12 protein-coding genes are annotated in these 19,643 nt (G+C 65.0%); 1 reads left to right on the forward strand and 11 read right to left on the reverse strand.

Annotation, left to right across the window (positions count from 1 at the left end; translation table 11 throughout):
* Positions 1 to 6 precede the first annotated feature (6 nt).
* From BM019_RS21220 to BM019_RS21265, 10 genes are all read right to left on the reverse strand, one after another.
* A complete protein-coding gene (locus tag BM019_RS21220; protein ID WP_092419980.1) occupies positions 7 to 1,707 on the reverse strand; it encodes a polyurethane esterase in 1,701 nt (566 codons plus the stop codon).
* 37 nt (positions 1,708 to 1,744) lie between these two features.
* Complete coding sequence (locus tag BM019_RS21225) at positions 1,745 to 4,828, reverse strand: autotransporter serine protease (protein ID WP_092419983.1); 3,084 nt, start codon at positions 4,826 to 4,828, stop codon at positions 1,745 to 1,747.
* A 194-nt stretch (positions 4,829 to 5,022) separates the two neighbouring features.
* Complete coding sequence (locus tag BM019_RS21230) at positions 5,023 to 8,010, reverse strand: autotransporter serine peptidase EprS (RefSeq protein WP_092419986.1); 2,988 nt, start codon at positions 8,008 to 8,010, stop codon at positions 5,023 to 5,025.
* Positions 8,011 to 8,083: 73 nt separating this feature from the next.
* Positions 8,084 to 9,439: a TolC family outer membrane protein gene (locus BM019_RS21235; protein WP_009044070.1), complete on the reverse strand. Its 1,356-nt coding sequence runs from the start codon at positions 9,437 to 9,439 to the stop codon at positions 8,084 to 8,086.
* Between the two features lie 2 nt (positions 9,440 to 9,441).
* Entirely contained in the window at positions 9,442 to 10,776 is a 1,335-nt protein-coding gene (locus BM019_RS21240) for an HlyD family type I secretion periplasmic adaptor subunit (protein ID WP_037004756.1), read from the reverse strand.
* On the reverse strand, positions 10,773 to 12,590 hold the full coding sequence (locus BM019_RS21245; RefSeq protein WP_092419991.1) for a type I secretion system permease/ATPase: 1,818 nt from the start codon (positions 12,588 to 12,590) through the stop codon (positions 10,773 to 10,775). Before BM019_RS21245 ends, BM019_RS21240 begins: the two co-directional genes overlap by 4 nt.
* 240 nt (positions 12,591 to 12,830) lie before the next feature.
* Positions 12,831 to 13,214, reverse strand: a complete 384-nt coding sequence (locus BM019_RS21250) for an AprI/Inh family metalloprotease inhibitor (protein WP_009044073.1) — start codon at positions 13,212 to 13,214, stop codon at positions 12,831 to 12,833.
* A 104-nt stretch (positions 13,215 to 13,318) separates the two neighbouring features.
* Positions 13,319 to 14,767, reverse strand: a complete 1,449-nt coding sequence (locus BM019_RS21255) for a serralysin family metalloprotease (protein WP_092419994.1) — start codon at positions 14,765 to 14,767, stop codon at positions 13,319 to 13,321.
* A gap of 299 nt (positions 14,768 to 15,066) precedes the next feature.
* Positions 15,067 to 16,167: a DmpA family aminopeptidase gene (locus BM019_RS21260; RefSeq protein ID WP_092419997.1), complete on the reverse strand. Its 1,101-nt coding sequence runs from the start codon at positions 16,165 to 16,167 to the stop codon at positions 15,067 to 15,069.
* A 9-nt stretch (positions 16,168 to 16,176) separates the two neighbouring features.
* A complete protein-coding gene (locus BM019_RS21265; RefSeq protein ID WP_092420001.1) occupies positions 16,177 to 17,541 on the reverse strand; it encodes an APC family permease in 1,365 nt (454 codons plus the stop codon).
* A 230-nt stretch (positions 17,542 to 17,771) separates the two neighbouring features.
* On the opposite strand from BM019_RS21265, the gene BM019_RS21270 reads away from it, so the two are divergent.
* Entirely contained in the window at positions 17,772 to 18,575 is an 804-nt protein-coding gene (locus BM019_RS21270; protein WP_009044077.1) for a helix-turn-helix transcriptional regulator, read from the forward strand.
* A gap of 7 nt (positions 18,576 to 18,582) precedes the next feature.
* Here BM019_RS21270 and feaR read toward each other — a convergent pair whose 3' ends face one another.
* The gene (gene feaR / locus BM019_RS21275) at positions 18,583 to 19,521 is read right to left on the reverse strand and encodes a transcriptional regulator FeaR (protein ID WP_085530726.1); all 939 of its coding nucleotides are present in this window, start codon (positions 19,519 to 19,521) and stop codon (positions 18,583 to 18,585) included.
* Positions 19,522 to 19,643: the final 122 nt, after the last annotated feature.

Below are 19,643 nucleotides of genomic sequence, written 5' to 3' on the forward strand. Positions count from 1 at the left end.
TTTTATCTAGGCGAAGACGATCCCCCCTGCGGAAAGGCTGTCCGGCGCGACCCCGACCAGCGTGACGGCGTAGTCGCCGACGCTGAGCAAGGTGTCCTGGCCGCTCTGTGACAGGTGCTGCGTGTAGTCGTAGCCCTGCCCCGCGCCCGCCACGCCCATGAACACCAGCTTGTCGCTGCCCTGGTAGCCATGGATCGCGTCGAAGCCGAAGGCGCCGCTGAACAGGAAGGTGTTGGCCCCGCCGCCGCTGGAGTACATGACGTCGTTGCCGGCGCCGCCGACAAAGGTCACGTCGCTCTTGTCGCTGCGCAGCACATCGTCGCCGCCGTGACCGAACAGCCAGTCGCCGTCGACGCTGGCCACCAGCGCATTGCCGTAGGCGTCGCCATTGAGCGAGTGGTTGTAGTGGGTCAGCTGGTTGCCGGCCAGCAGGCCCTGGTCGGTCACGCTGTGGGTCACTTCCTTGCTGAACAGGCCCCAGGCGAAACCCGGCTCCTTGCTCACCAGCGCGCCGATATCGCGGGTCATGCTGATGCCGCCGTAGGCATCGCGCACGTACAGGGTGCCGTCACCATCGTTGACCACGCTGAACTTGCCCAGCGACTGCTGCAGGTCGAAGACGTTATGCCCCTTGCCGCCCAGCAGGATGTTGTAGCCACCGTCGTCGCGGAAGGTGTCGTTGCCGTCGCGGCCCTCGATGAAGTCGTTGCCGCGCCCGCCCTTGAGCAGGTCGCTGCCGTCGGTGCCGAAGATAAAGGTGCTGCCCTTGTGCGGTTCGGCGTTGCGGTTGAGGTCCTCGACCCAGGTCTTGCCCCGACTGGCCTCGGACAAAGTGGAAACGATCAGGGTCGAGTCCTTGCTGGTCAGGTCGTAGAACGCCGAATCCACCACCCGGTTCAAGCCATCGGCGTAACCCGCGGAACCGTGGGCCTTCCACGACAGCGGGTTGAGGATGCTCTGCGGCAGCAGGTTCTCCAGGGTCGACGCGTAGTGCTCGTTGAAGTTGACGATGTTGTTGGTCGCCGACGCCTGGACCTTGTCGTGGCTGCCCAGGGACGAAGCGTTGAAGGTGGTGCCGTCGAGCACCCTGAACACCGGATCGTTTTCGTAGCCGATGTTCAGCACCTTGTCCCCCGGGCCCTGGGTCGGCGAGGCGAACGCCACATAGCGGGCGTCGGCGTAGAAACCGCCCCAGTGCTCGCCGCTCAGCTCGGCCAGGCTGTTGACCCCCAGGCCGCCCAGGCTGTGGCCGCTGACCAGTACATCCTGGCCGCTCAGGCCCTGGGCCTTGGCGAACTCGGCGACACTGGCGAACAGCTTGTCGAAGGCATTCTTGCTGTAGTTCGCCGCGTAACCCACCGGCCCGAGCGCCGCCAGCAGGTTGTTCTTGATGTCGCCCAGGGTATCGCCCAAACCCAGGCCGCCAGTGCCGCGAAAGGCGATGCCGATCGACAGCAGCTTGCCGGCCTCGTCATAACGCCCCAGCACTTCCACTTCGGCGCTGGTGAAGCCTGGCTGCTCGCCGAAGAAGGTGCCCTGGGGCCCGACCTTGCCCTGATACCCCAGCCGCTCGGCACCAATCGCCGTCCAGCCCGACGCCAGCGGCTGCCCGGTGGGCGTGTAGGCGTAGAGCGTCAACGCCAGGGCATCGCTGTACAGCGCCTTGCCCGCCTCGCCCTTGAAATTCCGGTAATCGAATACACCCATGTTGTGTCTCACTCTTATGGTCATTGGCCCGCAGGCCTCAGAACTGCCAGTCCAGGGTCAGGCCGACCCCGTGACTCTTGTCCCGAGAACCCAGCAGGCCGTTGTAGTCCAGGTTTACCCGGGTATCGCGCCCCAGCAACAGGCCGGCGCGCGCCCCGACCACAGCGGCGTTACGGTCCAGCGCAACGCTCTGTATGTTGAACGAACCACCATTGGCAAAAGCCAGGTGCTGGTCCGAATTGGTGTCGCTCAGGTTGTGCTGCCAGCCGAGGGTGCCGGCCAGTTCCAGCTGTCGGGCATCGGACAGGGCGAAGCGTTTGCTGGCCCGCAGGCCGAGGGTCGAGAGCACCGCGTCGCGGTTGTCATCGCCACTACGCAGGGCGGTGGCCCCGCCTTTTTCGCGGAAGCTGTCGCTGCCCACATGCACGTAGGCCAGGTTGACGAAGGGCTCCAGCGCCACACCCGGCAGCGCCACTTGCCATGCTGCTTCAGTGAACAACTGGGCGGTCTGGGCGTCGCGCTTGACCTTCTGCCGGTCGGAGAACTCGCCGTATTGCAGGTCGCGCTTCACATCGATGCGATGCCAGCTGTAGGAACCGCCGACGCTCAGGCGCACGGCATCCAGCTGATGGCCCAGGTAGGCACCCAGGTGATAGCTGTCCACCGAGGCCGAGGAATGGGTGCCGTCGCCCATGCTCAGGGAACTGTCGCTGTAGCCGGTGAACAGGCCGAGACGGGTGTCTTCGGCGATCAAGCCATCGACCCCGGCGAGCAGGCCGCCGATCGAAGTGGTGTAGTTGGCATGGTCATAACCGCCATCGGCCTTGCCCCAGGCCCCCAGCACCTTGAACCATACGTTGTTGTCGCTGGCCGCGGGCGCCGTCGAATCGAGCAGGCCGTCCTGACGCAGACGGTCGCCCACCGCATCGCGCAGCTGGCGGCTGTCGTTGATCAGCAGCGTGCCGATGGCCGGATGGATCTCCCCGGTCAGTTGCTGGAAGGCCTGTTGCGCGCTGGCGGCGTTCTCCGACAGCAGCAGGCTTTCGTACACCGGATTGCCCGCCCCCAGTCGCTCGGCGGCGGCCGCCACGGAACGCTGGTTCGGGGTCAGGCCGACGTCGCTGAAGGACGTGGCGTTACGCGCGACCTGCAACTGCACGCCGGTGGCCGAGTAATCGAGGCTGCCACCTATGAACAGGTAGTTCGGCGCCACCGAACCGAAACGGCCTTCGATGCCACCGGCCGCCTGCAGGATGTTGTATTGCCGGCCGAGCAGGCTTTGCGCCTCGCGGGCACTGAGCAGAGTCGGGCTGTTCTCCAGGGCCAGGGTCACGTTGGCCCCTTCGACGGTGGCCTTGCCGCCAGCGACTATCTGGTCGCTGCTGGTCGGCGACAGCTCCACCGCGTAGGTCGAACCCGGTTGCAGGGTCACGTCGCCCGCCACCTGCAAGGTGCCGATCGAGTTGCCCGGCGCCACGGTACCGCCGCGGTTGGCGGTCAGCGCGGCGATGCGCCCGTTGCCGCCGAGAATGCCGCTGTCATTGACCGTCACCGCCGAGGCCAGCGAACCGTTGATGGCCAGGCGTCCCTGATTGACCAGGGTCGGGCCGCTGTAGCTGTTGTTGCCGGTCAGCACCAGGGTGCCGATGCCCTGCTTGGTCAGGCCACCGTGTCCGGAAATGTCGTTGCGCCAGACATCCAGCCCGCAAGACAGGCCAGTGCACAGGCGCTCGGTGGGTTTGCCGGCATCCACCACGGCGCCGATGCCGGGCAGGTCGACCACGAACTGGCCGGAGCCGTAGGCGCCTTCGACACGGAACTCCTGGGGAATGTCCGCCTCGGTGACGAACATGCCCGGACCGTCAATGCCCTTTTGCAGGTTGATCATGCCCCAGCCGTACAGCGCGTCGATGCCCGGATCGCCCATGTCGGTGGCGGTGGTCCTGAGCACCGTGGCGATCTGCGAAGCGCTCATGTAGGGAAAGCGCTCCATCAGCACCGCCGCCGCGCCCGCCACATGGGGCGCGGCCATCGAGGTGCCGCTCTTGTTGGCGTAGCCGATGGTCATGTCGTCGAGGTTGGTGCCGCCGATCACCGCACTGTAGACCCGTGTACCCGGCGCCGAGACGCAGAAGCTCGCGGTGTAGCCGCAGCGCGAGGAAAAGGTACTGAGGGTGTAGGGATTGGGGCTGGCGGTATCCGGGTTCACCTGCAAGGCCGCTACCGTCATCCAGTTCGGCGCGATTTCCGGCACGAAATAGGCCAGGCCGGCGATGGCGTCCGGGTTGTTCAGGTTGTAGTCGTTACCGGCGGCGAAGATGGTCAGCACGCCGCTGCGAGCGGCGTCGATCGCCCCGCTGTAGGCGCCACCCTGGCGGGTGCCCAGCAGCGGCTGGATCTGGTCGAACTGCAACTGCGCGTCCTGCACGGTGAAATGCGGAAAGGCCGGGTCGCGACCGCCCTGGTCGAAGCGGTCGGTGATGCCGATGCCCCAGCTGTTGTTGATGATCCGCGCGCCGCTGTTCACCAGGGCATCCCAGCCGGCCCGGTAGACTGCGCCGTCGTTGCCGAGAATGATCCCGTCCTCGGGGCCCGGGTCGCCGTTTTCGGCGCTGATGATCTGCGCGTCGAAGGCCACGCCATGCATCGGCCCGCCGTCGCGGCTGCCGGCGGCGATCCCGCCGACGTGGGTGCCGTGGGAGCCGAGCTTGCCGTCGGAGCCCACCGAGGGCGTGCCGTCATAACGGAAGGCATCGCCGGCTTTGACCGGAATGTAAGGGTCGGTGTATTCGCGGATGCCGCTGGTGACCAGGGTGATCACCTTGTTGCTGCCGCTGAATTCCGGGTGCTGGGCATACACCGGCTGGTCGAAGATCCCCAGCTTGACGCCCTTGCCGGTATAGCCGGCGGCATACGCCTGCTCGGCATGGATCGCCCCCAGGCCCCATTCGGCGTTGAACTCGGCACTGCGCCAACTGCCGGGATCGCCCGGCTGGCCGCTTTCGACATAAGGCGCGGCCTGGGCGTTACCCGCCACGGCCAGGCCACAGATCAAAGCGCCGCAGGAGGCGCGCACCAGGCTGTTGGCCGCCGGAGCAGCCCCCGTAAATCTGTATTTCATCGGTACCTTCCTTAGTTGCCTTACTAGAAATAGTTGCCTTACTAGAAAAAGTTGCCTTGCTAGAAACACCGCGCCAGACCCGGCGCGGCTGGTTTTACCGAACAGCCGGCCCGTCAACGGCGAGCCGTGCTGTGCCGATAGCGGCTGTCGTGCCGACGCGACCTCGCGTCAGCACGGCGGTCTCGGGAGCCGGGTCAGAACTGCCAGTTCAGGCTCAGCCCTGCCCCGTGGTTCTTCTCGCGGCTGGCCAGTTGGCCGTTGTAATCCAGGCTCAGGCGCAGGTCGCGGCTCAGCGCCAGGCTGGCATGGGCGCCGACCAGCGCGGCATTGCGCGGCAGCGAGGTGCTTTCAACGCTGAACGGCGTGCCGCCGGACGCAAAGGCCAGGTGTTCCTCGGCCCGGGTGTTGCTCAGGTTGTGCTGCCAGCCCAGGGAGCCGGAAAGGTCCAGGCGGGTTTGCCCGGACAGCTCGAGGCTTTTCAGGGCGCGCAGGCCGAGGGTGCTGAGTGCGGCTTCACGGCTGTCGCTGCCGCCTTTCAACGCCGCGGCGTCGCCCTTCTCGCTGAAGCTGTCGCGGTGCAGGTGCACGTAGGCCAGGTTGGCGAACGGCTCCAGGGCCAGCGCCGGCAGGTCGAGGCGATAAGCCGCCTCGCCGAAGACCTGGCTGGTGCGGGCATCGACCTTGGCTTTCTGCTTGCCGCTGACTTCGCCGAACTGCAGGTCGCGCTTGACGTCGGCGCGATGCCAGCTGTGCGCCGCGCCCGCGCTCAGGCGCCAGGCGCCCAGCTCGTGGCCGAGGTAGGTGCCCAGGTGATAGCTGTCCACTGAGGCCTTGGAATGAGTGCCGCCGCCCATGCTCAGGGAGCTGTCGCTGTAGCCGGCGAAGGCGCCCAGGCGCGTGCTGTCGCTGAGCGCGCCATCGGCCCCCAGCAGCAACCCGCCGATGGACGTGTTGTAGCCCTCGGTGTCGTGGCTGCCGTCGTTCTTGCCCCAGGCGCCCAGCACCTTGAGCCAGAGGTTGCCCTCGCTCTGCACCACCGCGCCCGGGACCTGCAGACGCTCGCCGACCGCATCGCGCAGCTGACGGCTGTCGTTGAGCAGCATCGAGCCCAACGCCGGGTAGATTTCCCCGGACAGCTGCTGGAACGCCTGTTGCGCCACGCCGGCGCTCGGCGAGCGCAGCAGGCTTTCATACACCGGGTTACCGGCCCCCAGTTGCTCGGCGGCGGCGGCCACCGAGCGCTGGTTCGGGGTCAGGCCGACACTGGCGAACGAGGTGGCGTTACGCCCGATGCTCAGCTGTACGCCGCTGGCCGAATAATCGAGGCTGCCGCCGAGGAACAGGTAGTTCGGCTCCACCGAGCCGAAGCGGCCGTCGATGCCGTTCGCCGCCTGGAGGATCTGGTACTGGCTGCCGATCAGGCTTTGCGTCTGTTGCAGGCTGAGCAGCTGCGGGCTGTTTTCCAGGGCCAGGGTGACCCCGGCGCCGTTGAGGGTGGCCTTGCCGCCAGCGACGATGCGGTCGCTGCTGGTGGGCGACAGCTCCACGGCATAGGTCGAGCCCGGCTGGAAGGTCACGTCCCCCGCCACCTGCAAGGTGCCGATGGAGTTGCCCGGCGCCACGGTGGCGCCGCTGTTGGCCAGCAGCGCGCCGATCCGTCCGGAACCGCCGAGGGTGCCGCCGTCATTGACCGTGACACTGGAGGCCAGTGAGCCATTGACTGTCAGCAAGCCGCCATTGACCGTGGTCGCACCGCGATAGCTGTTGTTGCCGCTGAGCACCAGCCAGCCGGCGCCGGACTTGATCAGGCTGCCCTCGTACACCCGCTGCGCGGCGGCCGCGTCGCGGGCCATGCCGATGGCGTAGTCGGTCTTGTCCTGCTGGCTGGCGCCGGCGCCCAGGCCGTTTTCCCAGCCCTTGTCCTTCAGGGTCTGTTGCCAGGCCGCGTGCTCGGCGGCGTCTTCGCCCTGGCGCTGCAGCAGCGCCTTGTCCGAGATGTCGTTACTCCAGACATCGCCCTGCCCGGCCCCCAGGTTGGCATTGAACGCCCCCAGCAACTGCCCGGGGCCGTGCATGGCCCGCTCCAGGTTGGGCACGCCCCAGCCGACCAGGCTGGTGGGCGCCTCGGTGATCGAACCGTCCAGCTGGGTGGCGGTGGTCAGCAGCACCTCCAGGGCCTGCTGGTTATTCAGGTAGGGATAACGCTCCATCACCAGGGCCAGCGCGCCCGTGGCGTGGGGCGCGGCCATCGAGGTGCCGGACTTGGTGGCGTAACCGCCGCCGGGCACGGTGCTGGAGATCAGCCGCCCGGGCGCGGCCACGCACCAGTACTTGGCGATGCCGCACTGGTTGTAGCGCTGCTGGTTGTTCGCATCCAGGCCGGACACCGCCAGCCAGTGGCCTTCCAGCTCCGGCTGGAAGTACGGCAGCGCCGCGCGCACGCTGGCGTTGGCGTAACCGCTGTTGCCGGCGCTGAACACGTTGACCACACCCTGGCGCGAGACCTCGGCGGCCGCGTCCAGCCAGGTGCCCTGGCCATAGTGCTGGGCATAGGCGACGTGCAAATCGCCCAGGGTCTGGTAGCTGACACCCGGCGGCTGGCTGCCCCAACTGTTGTTGATGGCGCGCACCCCGGCATCCGCCAGGGCGCCGTACACCGCCTTGAAATACTGCGGGTCCGGGGTCGGGCCGAACAGGAAACTGTCGTTCTTGTTGGTGTTGCCCACGTAGACCTGGGCATTGAAGGCCACGCCGTGCATGCCAACGCCGTCGCGGGCCGCGCCCATGGTGCCGGTGACATGGGTGCCATGGCTGTCGTTGTTGCCGTTGAGCACCCCGGAGACGCTGAACGGCGTGCCGTCGACGTAGCTGCCGCTGGCGGTGACCCCGTGGAAGCGCTCCGGCGAGGCTTCGCCATGGCTGGCGTCGAAGCCCGAGTCGAGGGCGCCGATCTTCACCCCGCTGCCGGTGATGCCGGCGGCATAGGCGGAACTGGCGCGCATGCGTTCCAGGCCCCAGTCCTGGGTGTACTCGGCCGATTGCCAGCTGGCCGGCACCCCCAACTGGCCGGTTTCCTGGTACTGCGCCTGGACCAAGCCGGGCAGTGCCACCGCCGACAGCGTGGAACAGGCGAGCAACGAGCGGCGACTCAGCGCCTTGAGCTGATAAAAACGTCTATCCATGTGATGACTTCTCGTTTTTTGTTTTTGTCGAAAATGTCAGGTCGGGCCGCCCGCGGCCGCCTTGTTTGTCAGTTCATGAGCCGGGCCTGAAGGCTTCGTCGACCCGGGCCAGGTCGTCTTCACGCAGGGTGCCTGCGTAGTAGTGCAACTTGGTCCAGGCCATCAGATAGTCGTAACGGGCCTGCGCCAGGTCGCGGCGCGTGGTGTACAGCTGTTGCTCGGCGTTCAGCGCGTCGAGGTTGACCCGTTCGCCGCCGAGGATGCTCTGCTTGGTCGAGACCACCAGGGCCTCGGCCGAGGTCAGCGCTTTCTGATAAGCGCGCAGCTTGCTGACCCCGGACAGACAGGCGCTGAACTGGCGCCGCAGCTCGATCAGGGTGGTGCGGGTCTGCGAATCCAGTTCGTACTCGGCCTGCTCCATCGTGCGGCTGGCCTGGCGGGTGGCCGCCGAGACACCGCCACCGGCGTACAGCGGCATGCTGATTTCGATGCCGATGGTGTTGGTGTCGTAGCGCTGGTTGTAGGTGTTGCCGCTTTCCGACTCGACCCGGCGCGAGGTGGCATAGGCGCTGAGCCGCGGCAGATGGCCGGCGCGGTTGCGCTCTATCTCGTAACGCGCCACTTCCACGGCCTGGCGCTGGGAGGCCAGGTTCGGGTTGTTGCTGATCGCCAGTTCATGCCAGGCGTCGTAGTTGGCCGGCGACAGGGTGAAGGACTCGAAGCGCTCGCGCAGCGGGTCGAGTTCGCGGATGTCCACGGTCGGCACGCCGATCAGCGCGCCCAGTTCGCGCAGCGCCGCGTCCTGCTCGTCGCGGGCCTCGATCTCCTCGGCGGTGGCCAATTCATAGCGCGACTCCGCTTCGAGGATGTCGGTGCGGGTGCCCTCACCCTGGCGAAACATGTGCTCGTTCTGCTGGAACTGCTGCTCGAAGGCCTTCTTCTTGGCCTGGGCGATCTCGATCTGGTCCTGGGCAAACAGCGCCTGGGTGTAGTAGGTCAGCACCCGTACCAGCAGCTCCTGGCTCTTGCCACGAAAGTTCTCGTCGGCGAACAGCGCCTGGGCCACACCCTTGCGGTAGGAGGCATAGGCCTCGTAGTCGATCAGTGGCTGTTGCAGGGTGAAGGTGGAGCCGTAGCTGTCGTAGTTGCGGTTATCGTGGCTGGTGCCGCCGCGGCCGTCGGGCACGGTGGCCTGGGAGTCGTTGCGGCCCTTGTTGTAGCTGTAGTTGAGTTTCGGCAACAGCCCGGCGCGGCCGATGATGCGGTTCTCCAGGCCGGCATCGCGCTCCTTGATCGCACCGAGGAATACCGGGTCGTTGCGCAGGGCCTGTTCGTAGACCTGGAACGGCCCCATGGCCTGGGCGTGGGTGCATACCAGTAAAGCAACTGTGGCTCCGAAGATGGAAAACTGACTCATGCGACGGAACATCCTTATTCCTCGGTCAATGCGGAACCCGCCCGGTCGAGCAGGGGTTTGAACAGATAGTTGAGCAGCGAGCGCTCGCCGGTGCGGACGAACATCTCCGCCGGCATGCCCGGCTTGATCACCAGGCCATTGAGTTTTTCCATGGCCTGGTCGCTGACGCTGCTGCGCAGCACGTAGTACGGCACGCCGGTCTTTTCATCGACCATCTGGTCGGCGGAGATCAGGCTGACCTCGCCGGACACCCGCGGCGTGCGGCTTTGATTGAAGGCGGTGAACAGGATGTCCACCGGCAGGTGGCTGCCGACCTTGTCGATCAGGTTCACCGGCAGGTGCCCTTCCACTTCCAGGCGAGTGCCCTGGGGCACGATCTCCAACAGGTTTTCCCCGGGGCGCACCACGGCGCCTTCGGTGTGCACCCCGAGGTTGACCGCGATGCCGTCGGCCGGGGCGAGGATTTCGCTGTGCTGCAGGTCGAAACCGGCCGAGGTCAGTTGCTGTTCCAGGGTCAGGCTTTTCAGCTGGGCTTCGGCCAACTGGCTGCGCACTTCCTTCTGATATTCCTCGCTGTGCTGCTGCAACTTGAGCCGCGACTCGAGAATGCCCTGCTCCACCCGCCCGCTTTCGCCGGTGTTCTGCGCCAGTTCCTGCTGCACCTGGGACAGCTGGCGCTGGTATTCCATCAGGCGATTGCGCGGGATGTAGCCGTTATCCGCCAGGGGTTGCAGGTTGGCCAGCTGCTGGCGCAGGGACTCGGCCTGGTTGTTGAGGTCGGTACGCGCGCGGCGCATCCCGGCCAGTTGCGCGGTGGCGCCTTCGATATTGGCGCGGATCCCGGCCTGCTCGCGGGCGAAGGCTTCGCGGCGGCTGCTGAACAGTTGCCGCTGGCCTTCCAGCACCAGGGCCAGGCGTGGATCGGGATCGGCGCTCAGGGCCTCGGGGAAATTCACCTGCTTGAGGTTGTCGCGCTCGCTCTGCCAGCGCGCCAGGCTGGCCCAGGCCATGCGGTACTGCGCCTGCAGCGACTGCACATCGGCTTCGACCTGGGTCTGGTCCAGGCGGAACAGCGGCTGGCCCTGCTTCACCGCCTCGCCTTCGCGCACCAGGATCCGGCTGACCACCCCGCCGCTCATGGATTGCACGGCCTTGCGCTTGCCCGAGACCACCACCGTGCCTTGCACCGGGATGCCCTGGTCCAGCGGCGCCAGGGCCGCCCAGAGAAAAAAGCTGCCGGCGCCGGCCAGCGCCAGCACCCAGCCCATGCGCGCGAAAAACCGCGCATCGCGCTCGGGACGCTCCGGCGCGTAACCTTGTTCGATCATCATTTCGCTGTCCTTGCTCATGCGCCTGGGTTCCGTGTCGGGGCCTGATACTGGCGGCTCATGCTCAAGCCGACCGGGGCCGTCGGGGCCGAGGTTTTTTCCCGCTGCTGCTGTTCCTGGTTTTGGGCCTGGTTTTGGTTTTGCGCCTGGGCCTGGGCACCACTGGACAGCGCCTTGAGCACTTCCTGGCTCGGGCCGAAGGCCTGCAGGCGCCCTTCGTTGAGCACCAGCAGCTTGTCGGCCTGGGCCAGCGCCGAGGAACGATGGGTGACCAGGATCACGCTGGTGCCCTGGACCTTCATTTGCGCGATGGCCGACGCCAGGGCGCTTTCGCCCACGGTGTCGAGGTTGGAGTTCGGCTCGTCGAGCACCACCAGCCGCGGCTGGCCATACAGTGCCCGGGCCAGGGCCACGCGCTGCTTCTGGCCGCCGGACAGGCCGCTGCCGTCATCGCCCAGCAGGGTGTCGTAGCCCTGGGGCAGGCGCAGGATCAGTTCGTGCACGCCAGCCTGTTGCGCAGCCTGTACCACCTGCTGCGGGTCGGCCTCCTGAAAGCGCGCGATGTTCTCGGCGATGCTCCCGGAAAACAGCTCGATGTCCTGGGGCAGATAACCGATGTGAGGCCCCAGTTCGTTGCGGTTCCAGCGATGGATATCGGCGCCGTCCAGGCGCACGGTGCCGGCCAGGGTCGGCCATACGCCCACCAGCACCCGGGCCAGGGTGGATTTGCCGGAGCCGGAAGCGCCGAGCACCCCCAGCACCTCCCCCGCGCCGAGGTTGAAACTGACTTGCTGCAAGGTCGCCATGCGCTTGCCCGGCGGGCCGGCGCTGACCTGCTCGAAGCTCACCTGGCCCTTGGGCGCCGGCAGCGACATCGCCGTGTCGCTCGGCGGGAAGGCCTGCAGCAGCGAGTCCAGGCGCTGGTAGGCCAGCTTGGCGGAACTCCACTGCTTCCACACGGCGATCAACTGGTCGATCGGGCTCAGCACCCGGCCCATCAGGATCGAGCCGGCGATCATCATCCCGGCGGTCATGTCGCCCTTGATCACCAGCAAGGCGCCCAGGCCCAGCACCAGCGATTGCAGGCACAGGCGCAGGGTCTTGCTCAGCGAGCTGATGACCGCGCCGGTGTCGCTGGCCTGGTTCTGCAGGCCGAGAAAGCGCGAATGCACCTCGAACCAGCGCTTGCGCAGCGCGCCGAGCATGCCCATGGCCTGGATGGTCTCGGCGTTGTGCAGATGGCTGGTGGCCAGTTGCGTGGACTTCTGCGAATAACCGCTGGCCTCGCCCAGAGGCTTCTTGGTCATGGCCTCATTGAGGTACGCCAGGGCGATCAGCAAGACCGCGCCCGCGGTGGCGAACACCCCCAGCCAGGTATTGAACAGGAAGATCACGAACAGGTAGATGGGGAACCAGGGCGCGTCGAAGAACGCGAACAGCGCAGGACCGGTGACGAACTGGCGGATATGGGTCAGGTCGCCCAGGGACTGCCCGGCGTGGCCTTCGCCGCGAAACAGGTTGCGCTCGAACGCCGCCTGGTAGACCCGCAGGTTGAAACGCCGCTCCAGCTGGCTGCCGATGCGGATGACGATGAAGCTGCGCACCACCTCCAGCAGGCCGATGAACGCGAAGAACCCGACCACCATCAGCGACAGCATCGCCAGGGTGGTTTCGTTCTGCGAGGAAAGTACCCGGTCGTAGACCTGGAGCATGTAGATCGAGGGGACCAGCATCAGCACGTTGATCAGGGCGGTGAAACACCCGACGCTGATCAGAATGCCTTTGTAATCGCCCAGTGCCTTGAACAGCGGTGCAGTGGTCTTCGCCATCTTCATTGGTCTTTCCTGAGCTGTAATATCCCGTGCCAGGGGCGCAGGACAAATAAACCGCCCGTACTTGAGTCGGGACATTATTGGATTTATTGCGGCGGACAGGCGAAAGAACTCTACCGTCAGACGAAACGGAGTTCTAGTTATTTAGTTGTCTTTAATCGAACGAAGGACATCGCGTATATGGCGCTGCCTTATACGCTTATCCATACAGATACATTTAAAGATGCATACAGCCGCGATAACTCAGGGTGCGCGCTGCAATATAATCGTGATGCCTGATTTCAAAGTGCCTTGATATAAGCCTTCTTTCTGGCGACTTAGAAAGATGATCTTCGAACCCTCTTTGCCCGTCACGGCAATACCGTCCGGCTCGGGAAACCAGCCAATGGCCGCATCGCCCAGCCAGGCGGAAAAACACTCGGCGCCGGCGCCCAGCGTGCCGTTCTGCTCGAGGTCCAGGACACAGTGGTTGGCAGGTTGCGCCGGCTGCGACAGTTGCCAGTGCCCGGCCAGTTCCGCGGGGTCCGCCAATCTCAGGCTGCTTGCCATGCTTGTCTCTCCATAAAACATCATCAGCGTCGCGATCAGGTACGCGCCGGCCTTAGCGATCAAGGCAGTTCGAATCATAGGGGGTTGCTCCGGGCCACAGCCTCAGGCAGTTCGCCTGTCAATGCAAGGTCAGAGGGCGACGCCTGGGCGCCACCCTCCTTCTTTTACCTTACCGCAATGACTCAGGCGACGATGTCGGTGTAGGCCGCCTGGCCGACGGTGCTGACCAGGAAGTCCGCCACGCCGTGCCCGGAGAAGTCCACCGACAAGGTGCTGTTGCCAGCCGAGGTGCTGAGGATCGCGTCGCCGGCGTTACCGGTGAATGCGTTCACGAAGTGCAGCCCAGCGCCCTTGGTGATGCCGGTCAGATCGATCTTGTCCAGGCCGCTGACAAAATCCAGGATCTGGTCGGCCGCGCCCGGAGCGGAGTCCGAGCTCGCGCCGAAGACGAAGGTATCGGCACCCGCGCCACCCCAGAGCTTGTCCGCACCGCCGGCACCGTAGAGGATGTCGTTGCCGGCACCGCCCTTGAGCTCGTTGGCCACCTTGTTGCCGATCAGCAGGTCGCTGCCCGAACCGCCGATGGCGTTCTCGATGATCGCGCCCTTGGCGATGGACACGTTGCCCACCATGCCGCCAACGTCGGAGAACGAGGCATCATTGAGGTTGATCTTCTGGTTTTGGGTAAAACCGGAGAAGTCCAGGGTGTCCTTGCCGCCCGCGTCCCATACCGAGAACACCAGCTTGTCCGCCGACGAGGTCGCGCTGAGGAAATCGCGACCGGTATTGGAGTTGAAGCCGTAGGTGGTGTCGCCGGTACGGGTGGAGGTATTGGCCCCGTAGAGCTTCTGGATCGCCGCGATATCGTCCATCAGCGGGCCGGACGAATAGGCTTCGACGCCAGCCTTGCTGAAGTTCTGGTCGGTGTTGCTTTCGCTCCAGTAGCTCATGATGCTGTAGCCGCGCGTATCCTCTCCATAGGTCGCGTCGTTGTAGGTCGGGTTGCCGTTCCCGGCGTTGTAGTCGCCAGGGTGGGCCAGGCCCAGGGTGTGGCCGATCTCGTGGGTCAGCGTCTGCCGGCCGTAGTTGTTCAGATCGGGGGTCTTGTTCTGGGTGTAGCTGCTGTTGATCAGGTACCAGGACGTACCGTCGTAGCCAGCACCGGTGCCCGGCAGGTAGGCAAAGGCCGCCGCGCCGTCCTGGCCGCCGCTGTAGTTGCCGAAGGTCATGTGACCGTCACCACCGGAAGCCTTTTCGGTGAAGGTGACATTGGCCACGTCGGCCCAGGATTGCATGGACAGCGCGGCCTGGGCTTTCTGCTGGGCGCTGAACTGGCTGAACCCGGAGATGCCATGCTTGTACATGGTGCTCGAGGAGGCCGAGGTGAGGAAGGTATAGGTCAGTTCGATCTTGCCGCTGCCGTTGAGATCCTGGTACGCGGCACCGTCGCGCAGCAGCTGGGTGGCTGCCTGATCGACCGAGTAGGAGGGTTTGCCATTGACCGTCAGATTGCCACCCCGGTCATACTGATGGCTGAAGCTATTGATCTGGTTGTAAGCCGAACTTGCCGCGGCCAAGGGCACGAGTTCTTGTTCGGCGGTCACAATAGCTTTCGCTTTAACTTTCGACATAAACACACTTCCTTGTAATCAATGGAACAGTTTTTGTCCGATAGCGACAATCCCTGGCGAGATCGTCCTATCACTCGCCCTATCCGGGCGTAAGCAACCTGACACAATTTGAAATCAGGCGTCCACTACTTTTTGACGCCTGATTTTCGCTGTTCCAGCAAACTCCCGAAAACAATGACTGGTGAGTCGAAATATTCTTTAAGCTTCAATACCCGTTGATAATTGTCCGACAATCTCGAATTTAAATATTAAATAACAGTACAGATAGTTTTGCCGACTACGTCGCAGTTTTTAGTTCATTAAAGTTTGTTCCATCCAGTTAGTTTCATGGCTTGCAGCAAGGTTTCCCCGGTCAACGCCGGAACGCTCGCGCCACTGTCCGCGGTCATCGGCTCGCCCGCCAGCAAGGCGTTGACGATGGCCTCCTCCACCGCTTCGGCGGCGGCGCTGAACAGGGCCGAGATGTAGTCGTTGTTGAGCATCGCCAGGGGTGTGCTGAAGGGCACGCCCTGGCGCCCATAGGCGCAAGGCGGCAAGTCGCGGTTGCCGGTGGCGAAGGCCAGGAAGATATCGCCGCTGGAGTCCTCGGTGCCGCCGCCGGTTCGGGCGATACCGATGGACGCGCGCTGCGCCAGACGCTGGCACTGGTGCGGCAACAAAGGCGCGTCAGTGGCCAGGATCACCACGATCGAGCCCATGCCCGGCGTACCGCGCCGGGCGAAGGGCGACGGGATGCCGCTCAGTTGCCGCCCCACCGGGTAGCCATCGACCCGCAGCTCCTCGCGCTTGCCATGGTTGGCCTGCACCAGCGCGCCGACCGTGTAGCCGCCCTGCTCCCCCGGCACCTGGCGCGAAGCCGTGCCGATCCCGCCCTTGAACTCATGGCAGATCATGCCGGTGCCGCCGCCCACCGCGCCCTCGCGCACCGGCCCGGACTCGGCATTGGCCAGCGCCTCGCGCACCTGCTGCGGGCCGACATGCTGGCCCCAGATATCGTTGAGCAGGCCGTCATAGGTCTCCATCACCACCGGCATGCACCAGTATTCCGCGGGGTCCGCCAGGCTTGCGTGCTCCTCGGCGATCAGTGCGTCGCGTACCACGCCGACGCTGTGGGTGTTGGTGATGGCCAGCGGCGTGGTCAGCAGGCCCGCTTCGCGGATCCACTCCAGGCCGGTGGCATCGCCGTTGCCGTTGAGCACATGGCAGCCGGCGAAACAGGGTTGCAGCCGGGCAAACCCCTCGCGGGGCTGGATCAGGGTCACCCCGGTACGCACCTGCTTGCCGTCGACCGTGGTCCTGAGGGTGCTATGGCCCACCCGTACCCCCGGAACGTCGGTGATGGCATTGAAGGGGCCGGGAGTACCCAGGCCCAGGCTGATCCCCAATTGACGTGCGCGCATGACTTCTCCTCAGAGTTTCTGGAACGCCGGGCTGAACCGGCCGTTGGTGCCATACAGGATCACCGACAGCGCCAGCAGGCCGACGATCACCATGATGTCCCTGAGCGAAGCGTCCAGGAACAGGTTGAACAACAGATACCCGGCGCCGATCACCGCCAGCAGCGCTGGCAACGGCCACAGCGGCATGCGGTACGGGTGGGCGCGGTCGCGCAGCAGCACCCGGCTCATCAGCGCGCTGAGGGCGACGATCAGGTACACCAGCATGATCAGCAGCACGCTGAACGAGGTCAGGTCGGCCAGGTTCGAGCTGAAACTGAGCACCGCCGAGGGAATGGCCAGGAACAGCGTGGCCAGCCACGGCGAGTCCCAGCGCGGATGAATCCGCGTGAACAGGCGATTGATGCCTGGCGTCCACAAAGCATCGCGACCGCTGGAGAACACCACCCGGCCGATCTGGATCACGATGGCGACGATGGCGTTGAACACCGAGAGGAAGATCCCGGCGCTGACCACCCGCGACAGGGTTTCGTTGCCGTGGCTGGTGAGCAGGTAGCCGATGGGGTCGGGACTTTCGAGCATGGCGCTGAGGGACGGCGCGCCGATCAATAGCGCGGTCAACGGCACCAGTTCGATGATCACCACCAGCACCAGCGACCAGAGCACCGCCTTGTGCACGCCCTGCCCCTTGCATTTCATGTCTTCGGCCAGCAGCACCGCCGGGCCGTAACCGTTGTAGGAAAACAGGCCGATGCCCACCGCGCCGATCACCAGGGCCCAGGGCGCCATGTGCAATACGCCATTTTCGACGATCTGCGGTTGCAGCAGGATGCTCGCCGGCTGCGAAGCATTGCCAAAACCCAGGAACACGATCACCAGCAATGCGGCAATCTCCAGCAGCAGGCAGGTGCCGGTGATCCAGGCGTTCAGCTTGATGTTGAGGATGCCCAGCGCATAGCTGCAGATAACGATCACCAGGGCCACGGTCTGCGAATCGAAGCGCGTGCCCAGGGCATTGTTCAGGTACGTCGCCGCGCCGGTGGCCAGCACCGGCGGGATGAACAGCAACATCACCAGCACCGTGAGAAAGGTCGCGTAGCCGGCCATGCCGCCGAACACCCGCTTGGCGTACACATACTCGCCACCGGCACTGTTGTGGGCGCGGCCCAGTTCGGCGTAGCAGAAGGCGAACATCAGCGCCAGCAGCCCCGCCATGACAAAGGCCAGGAACACCCCGCTGCCGGCCTGGTGAATGGCGAACGGCGCGATGACGAAGACCGAACTGGCCGGGGTCACGCCCGACACGGTAATGGCCACCACATCGAACACGCTCAGCGTGGGTTTCAGGGCGCCTTGCAGCGCGCAGGGAGAGCTCATGTCGTTATCCTCGTGGTTATTTTTGGCTTGAGGCAGAAACGAAGAACGTCAGGTGGATGCGCTCTGGGGCGCACTTGATGGAGGCCACTTTAGGCAGCCGGGGGTACAGGGCCAATTCCCCTATTGGAGTACTCCCCTTGACGTCGCCGGGCAAATCGCCGAAACCTTGCTGCCACCTGGCGAGCAAGCAACCCGCCAGACCACAGCGGCATCGACGCGGAGCCACCTATTTGATCACTCTGTTCAGGGAAATCGGCATGCATGCCGGACTCGGCCGCACCCTCTCGCAGATCGGCGGCGAGCGCTTCTGGAAACAGCTGGTGCTGTTGCTGCACCAGGCCTTGCCGTTCGATAACGCCCTGGCGATCTTCTACCCGCGCAACGGCCTGCCCATCGCCCTCGAGGAATACGACGCCGAGCCCTCGGACAAGCCGGCGTCGATGCTCACCTACCTCAATGGCCTGTACCTGCTCGACCCGTTTTTCCAGGCCTGCCGCGAGGGTTATCCCAACGGCCTGTACCGCCTGGAGGAAGTGGCGCCGGACCATTTCCGCCAGACCGAGTATTTCTCCAGCTACTTCCACGACAACGTGCTGGAGGACGAACTGCAGTTCATCCTGCAGATCCCGGAGGCCGGCACCCTGTCCCTGTCGCTGGGCATGCAGCGACCGTTCAGCGCCGAGGAGATCGGCCAGCTCACCACCTTCTCGGCCTGGGTCCTGCCGTTGATGCAGCAGCATTGGCAGCAAAGCCACCAACGCCCGCAGCCACCCGCCGGGGAGGAAATGGCCAGCCAGATCCGCGATGCCCTGAGCCATTTCGGCTGCGGCGTGCTGTCGGATCGGGAAGTGGAGATCGCCCGGCTGATCCTCCGCGGCTTTTCCTCCAAGGCCATGGCCGAGCGGCTGAAGATCTCGCCGGACACCATCAAGGTGCACCGGCGCCATCTCTACGCCAAGCTGGATATTTCCTCACAGCCGGAGCTGTTCTCGCTGTTTATCCAGTCCCTGGGGCACGACCTGGAAAACCCTTGAGGGCTGCTCAGGCGTTCAGCGAACGGGCGCGGTAATCCCGCGGCGACTGCTCGAAATGCTTCTTGAAGGTGCGGCTGAAGTGCGCCGAGTCGGTGAACCCCCACTTGAAGGCAATGTCGGTGATCGACGCGTGGCGCAGGCGCGGGTTGCCCAGGTCCGCCGCGCTGCGCTCGAGGCGCGCGCGCTGGATGAAACGGCAGACGCTGTCGCCCTGCTCTTCGAACAGCCGGTACAGCTGGCGCACCGAGATATTCATCTGGCTGGCCAGTGACACCGGGGTCAGGTTGGGCTCAGTGAGGGACTGGTTGATCAACTGCCGGGCCTGGCTGCGCAGGCAACCGCCGTGCTGGCTGTCGTAGCCGTCGAGATGGGCGCTGGGCGTCTGGCGCAGGGTCGGGCCGAGCAAGGCGATCAGCGCTTCCTGCAACGCCTGGCCTTCCTGCGGGTCGGCGCAACCTGGCAACGGCTCGCCGCAGATCTGCTCCACCAGCAGGCGCATCAAGCGGCCACTGGCGCATTGCTGCGAGAGCTTGCCGAACTTGCGCTGCTGCGCCGGCAGATGGCGATACACCTCGTCCCGGGACAAATGCAGCGAGGCATGTTCGATCAGCCCGTGAGGAACGATTTCGCAGGCCCCGGCGGAGTCCAGCAAGGCCATTTCCCCCGGCGCCAGTTCGATGCGCTCGCCGCCCTGGCTGATCTGAGCATGGCCGCTGCGCTGCATGATCAGGAAGCAGTGCCGGTCGTCTTCATGATCGACGCTGGTGCTTTTGCGCGAGATCAGTCCGGCATTGGTGCGGATCTGCGCCACCTCGAGGCCGGCGTAGTCGCGCAAGCCGACTTCACCGATGAACAACGCCGGGTTCAACGCCTGGCGGGCGTCGAAGCGACCGCAAACCCCCTGTAATGCGCCGATCCAGGCATCGAAACTTTGCGAAGCAAGCACTGTGCACCTCCAGAAGCCGGCTGAGACCGCCTTTAGTTGTTATGGCGATATCATTAACATGTTATCTATTTGCCGGGCAAGGAAGCGCGGCGCAATGGATAGTCCGTTATAGCCTAAGCACG

Origin of the sequence: Pseudomonas sp. NFPP07, from assembly GCF_900115645.1 — a bacterium.
Taxonomy (GTDB): domain Bacteria; phylum Pseudomonadota; class Gammaproteobacteria; order Pseudomonadales; family Pseudomonadaceae; genus Aquipseudomonas; species Aquipseudomonas chlororaphis.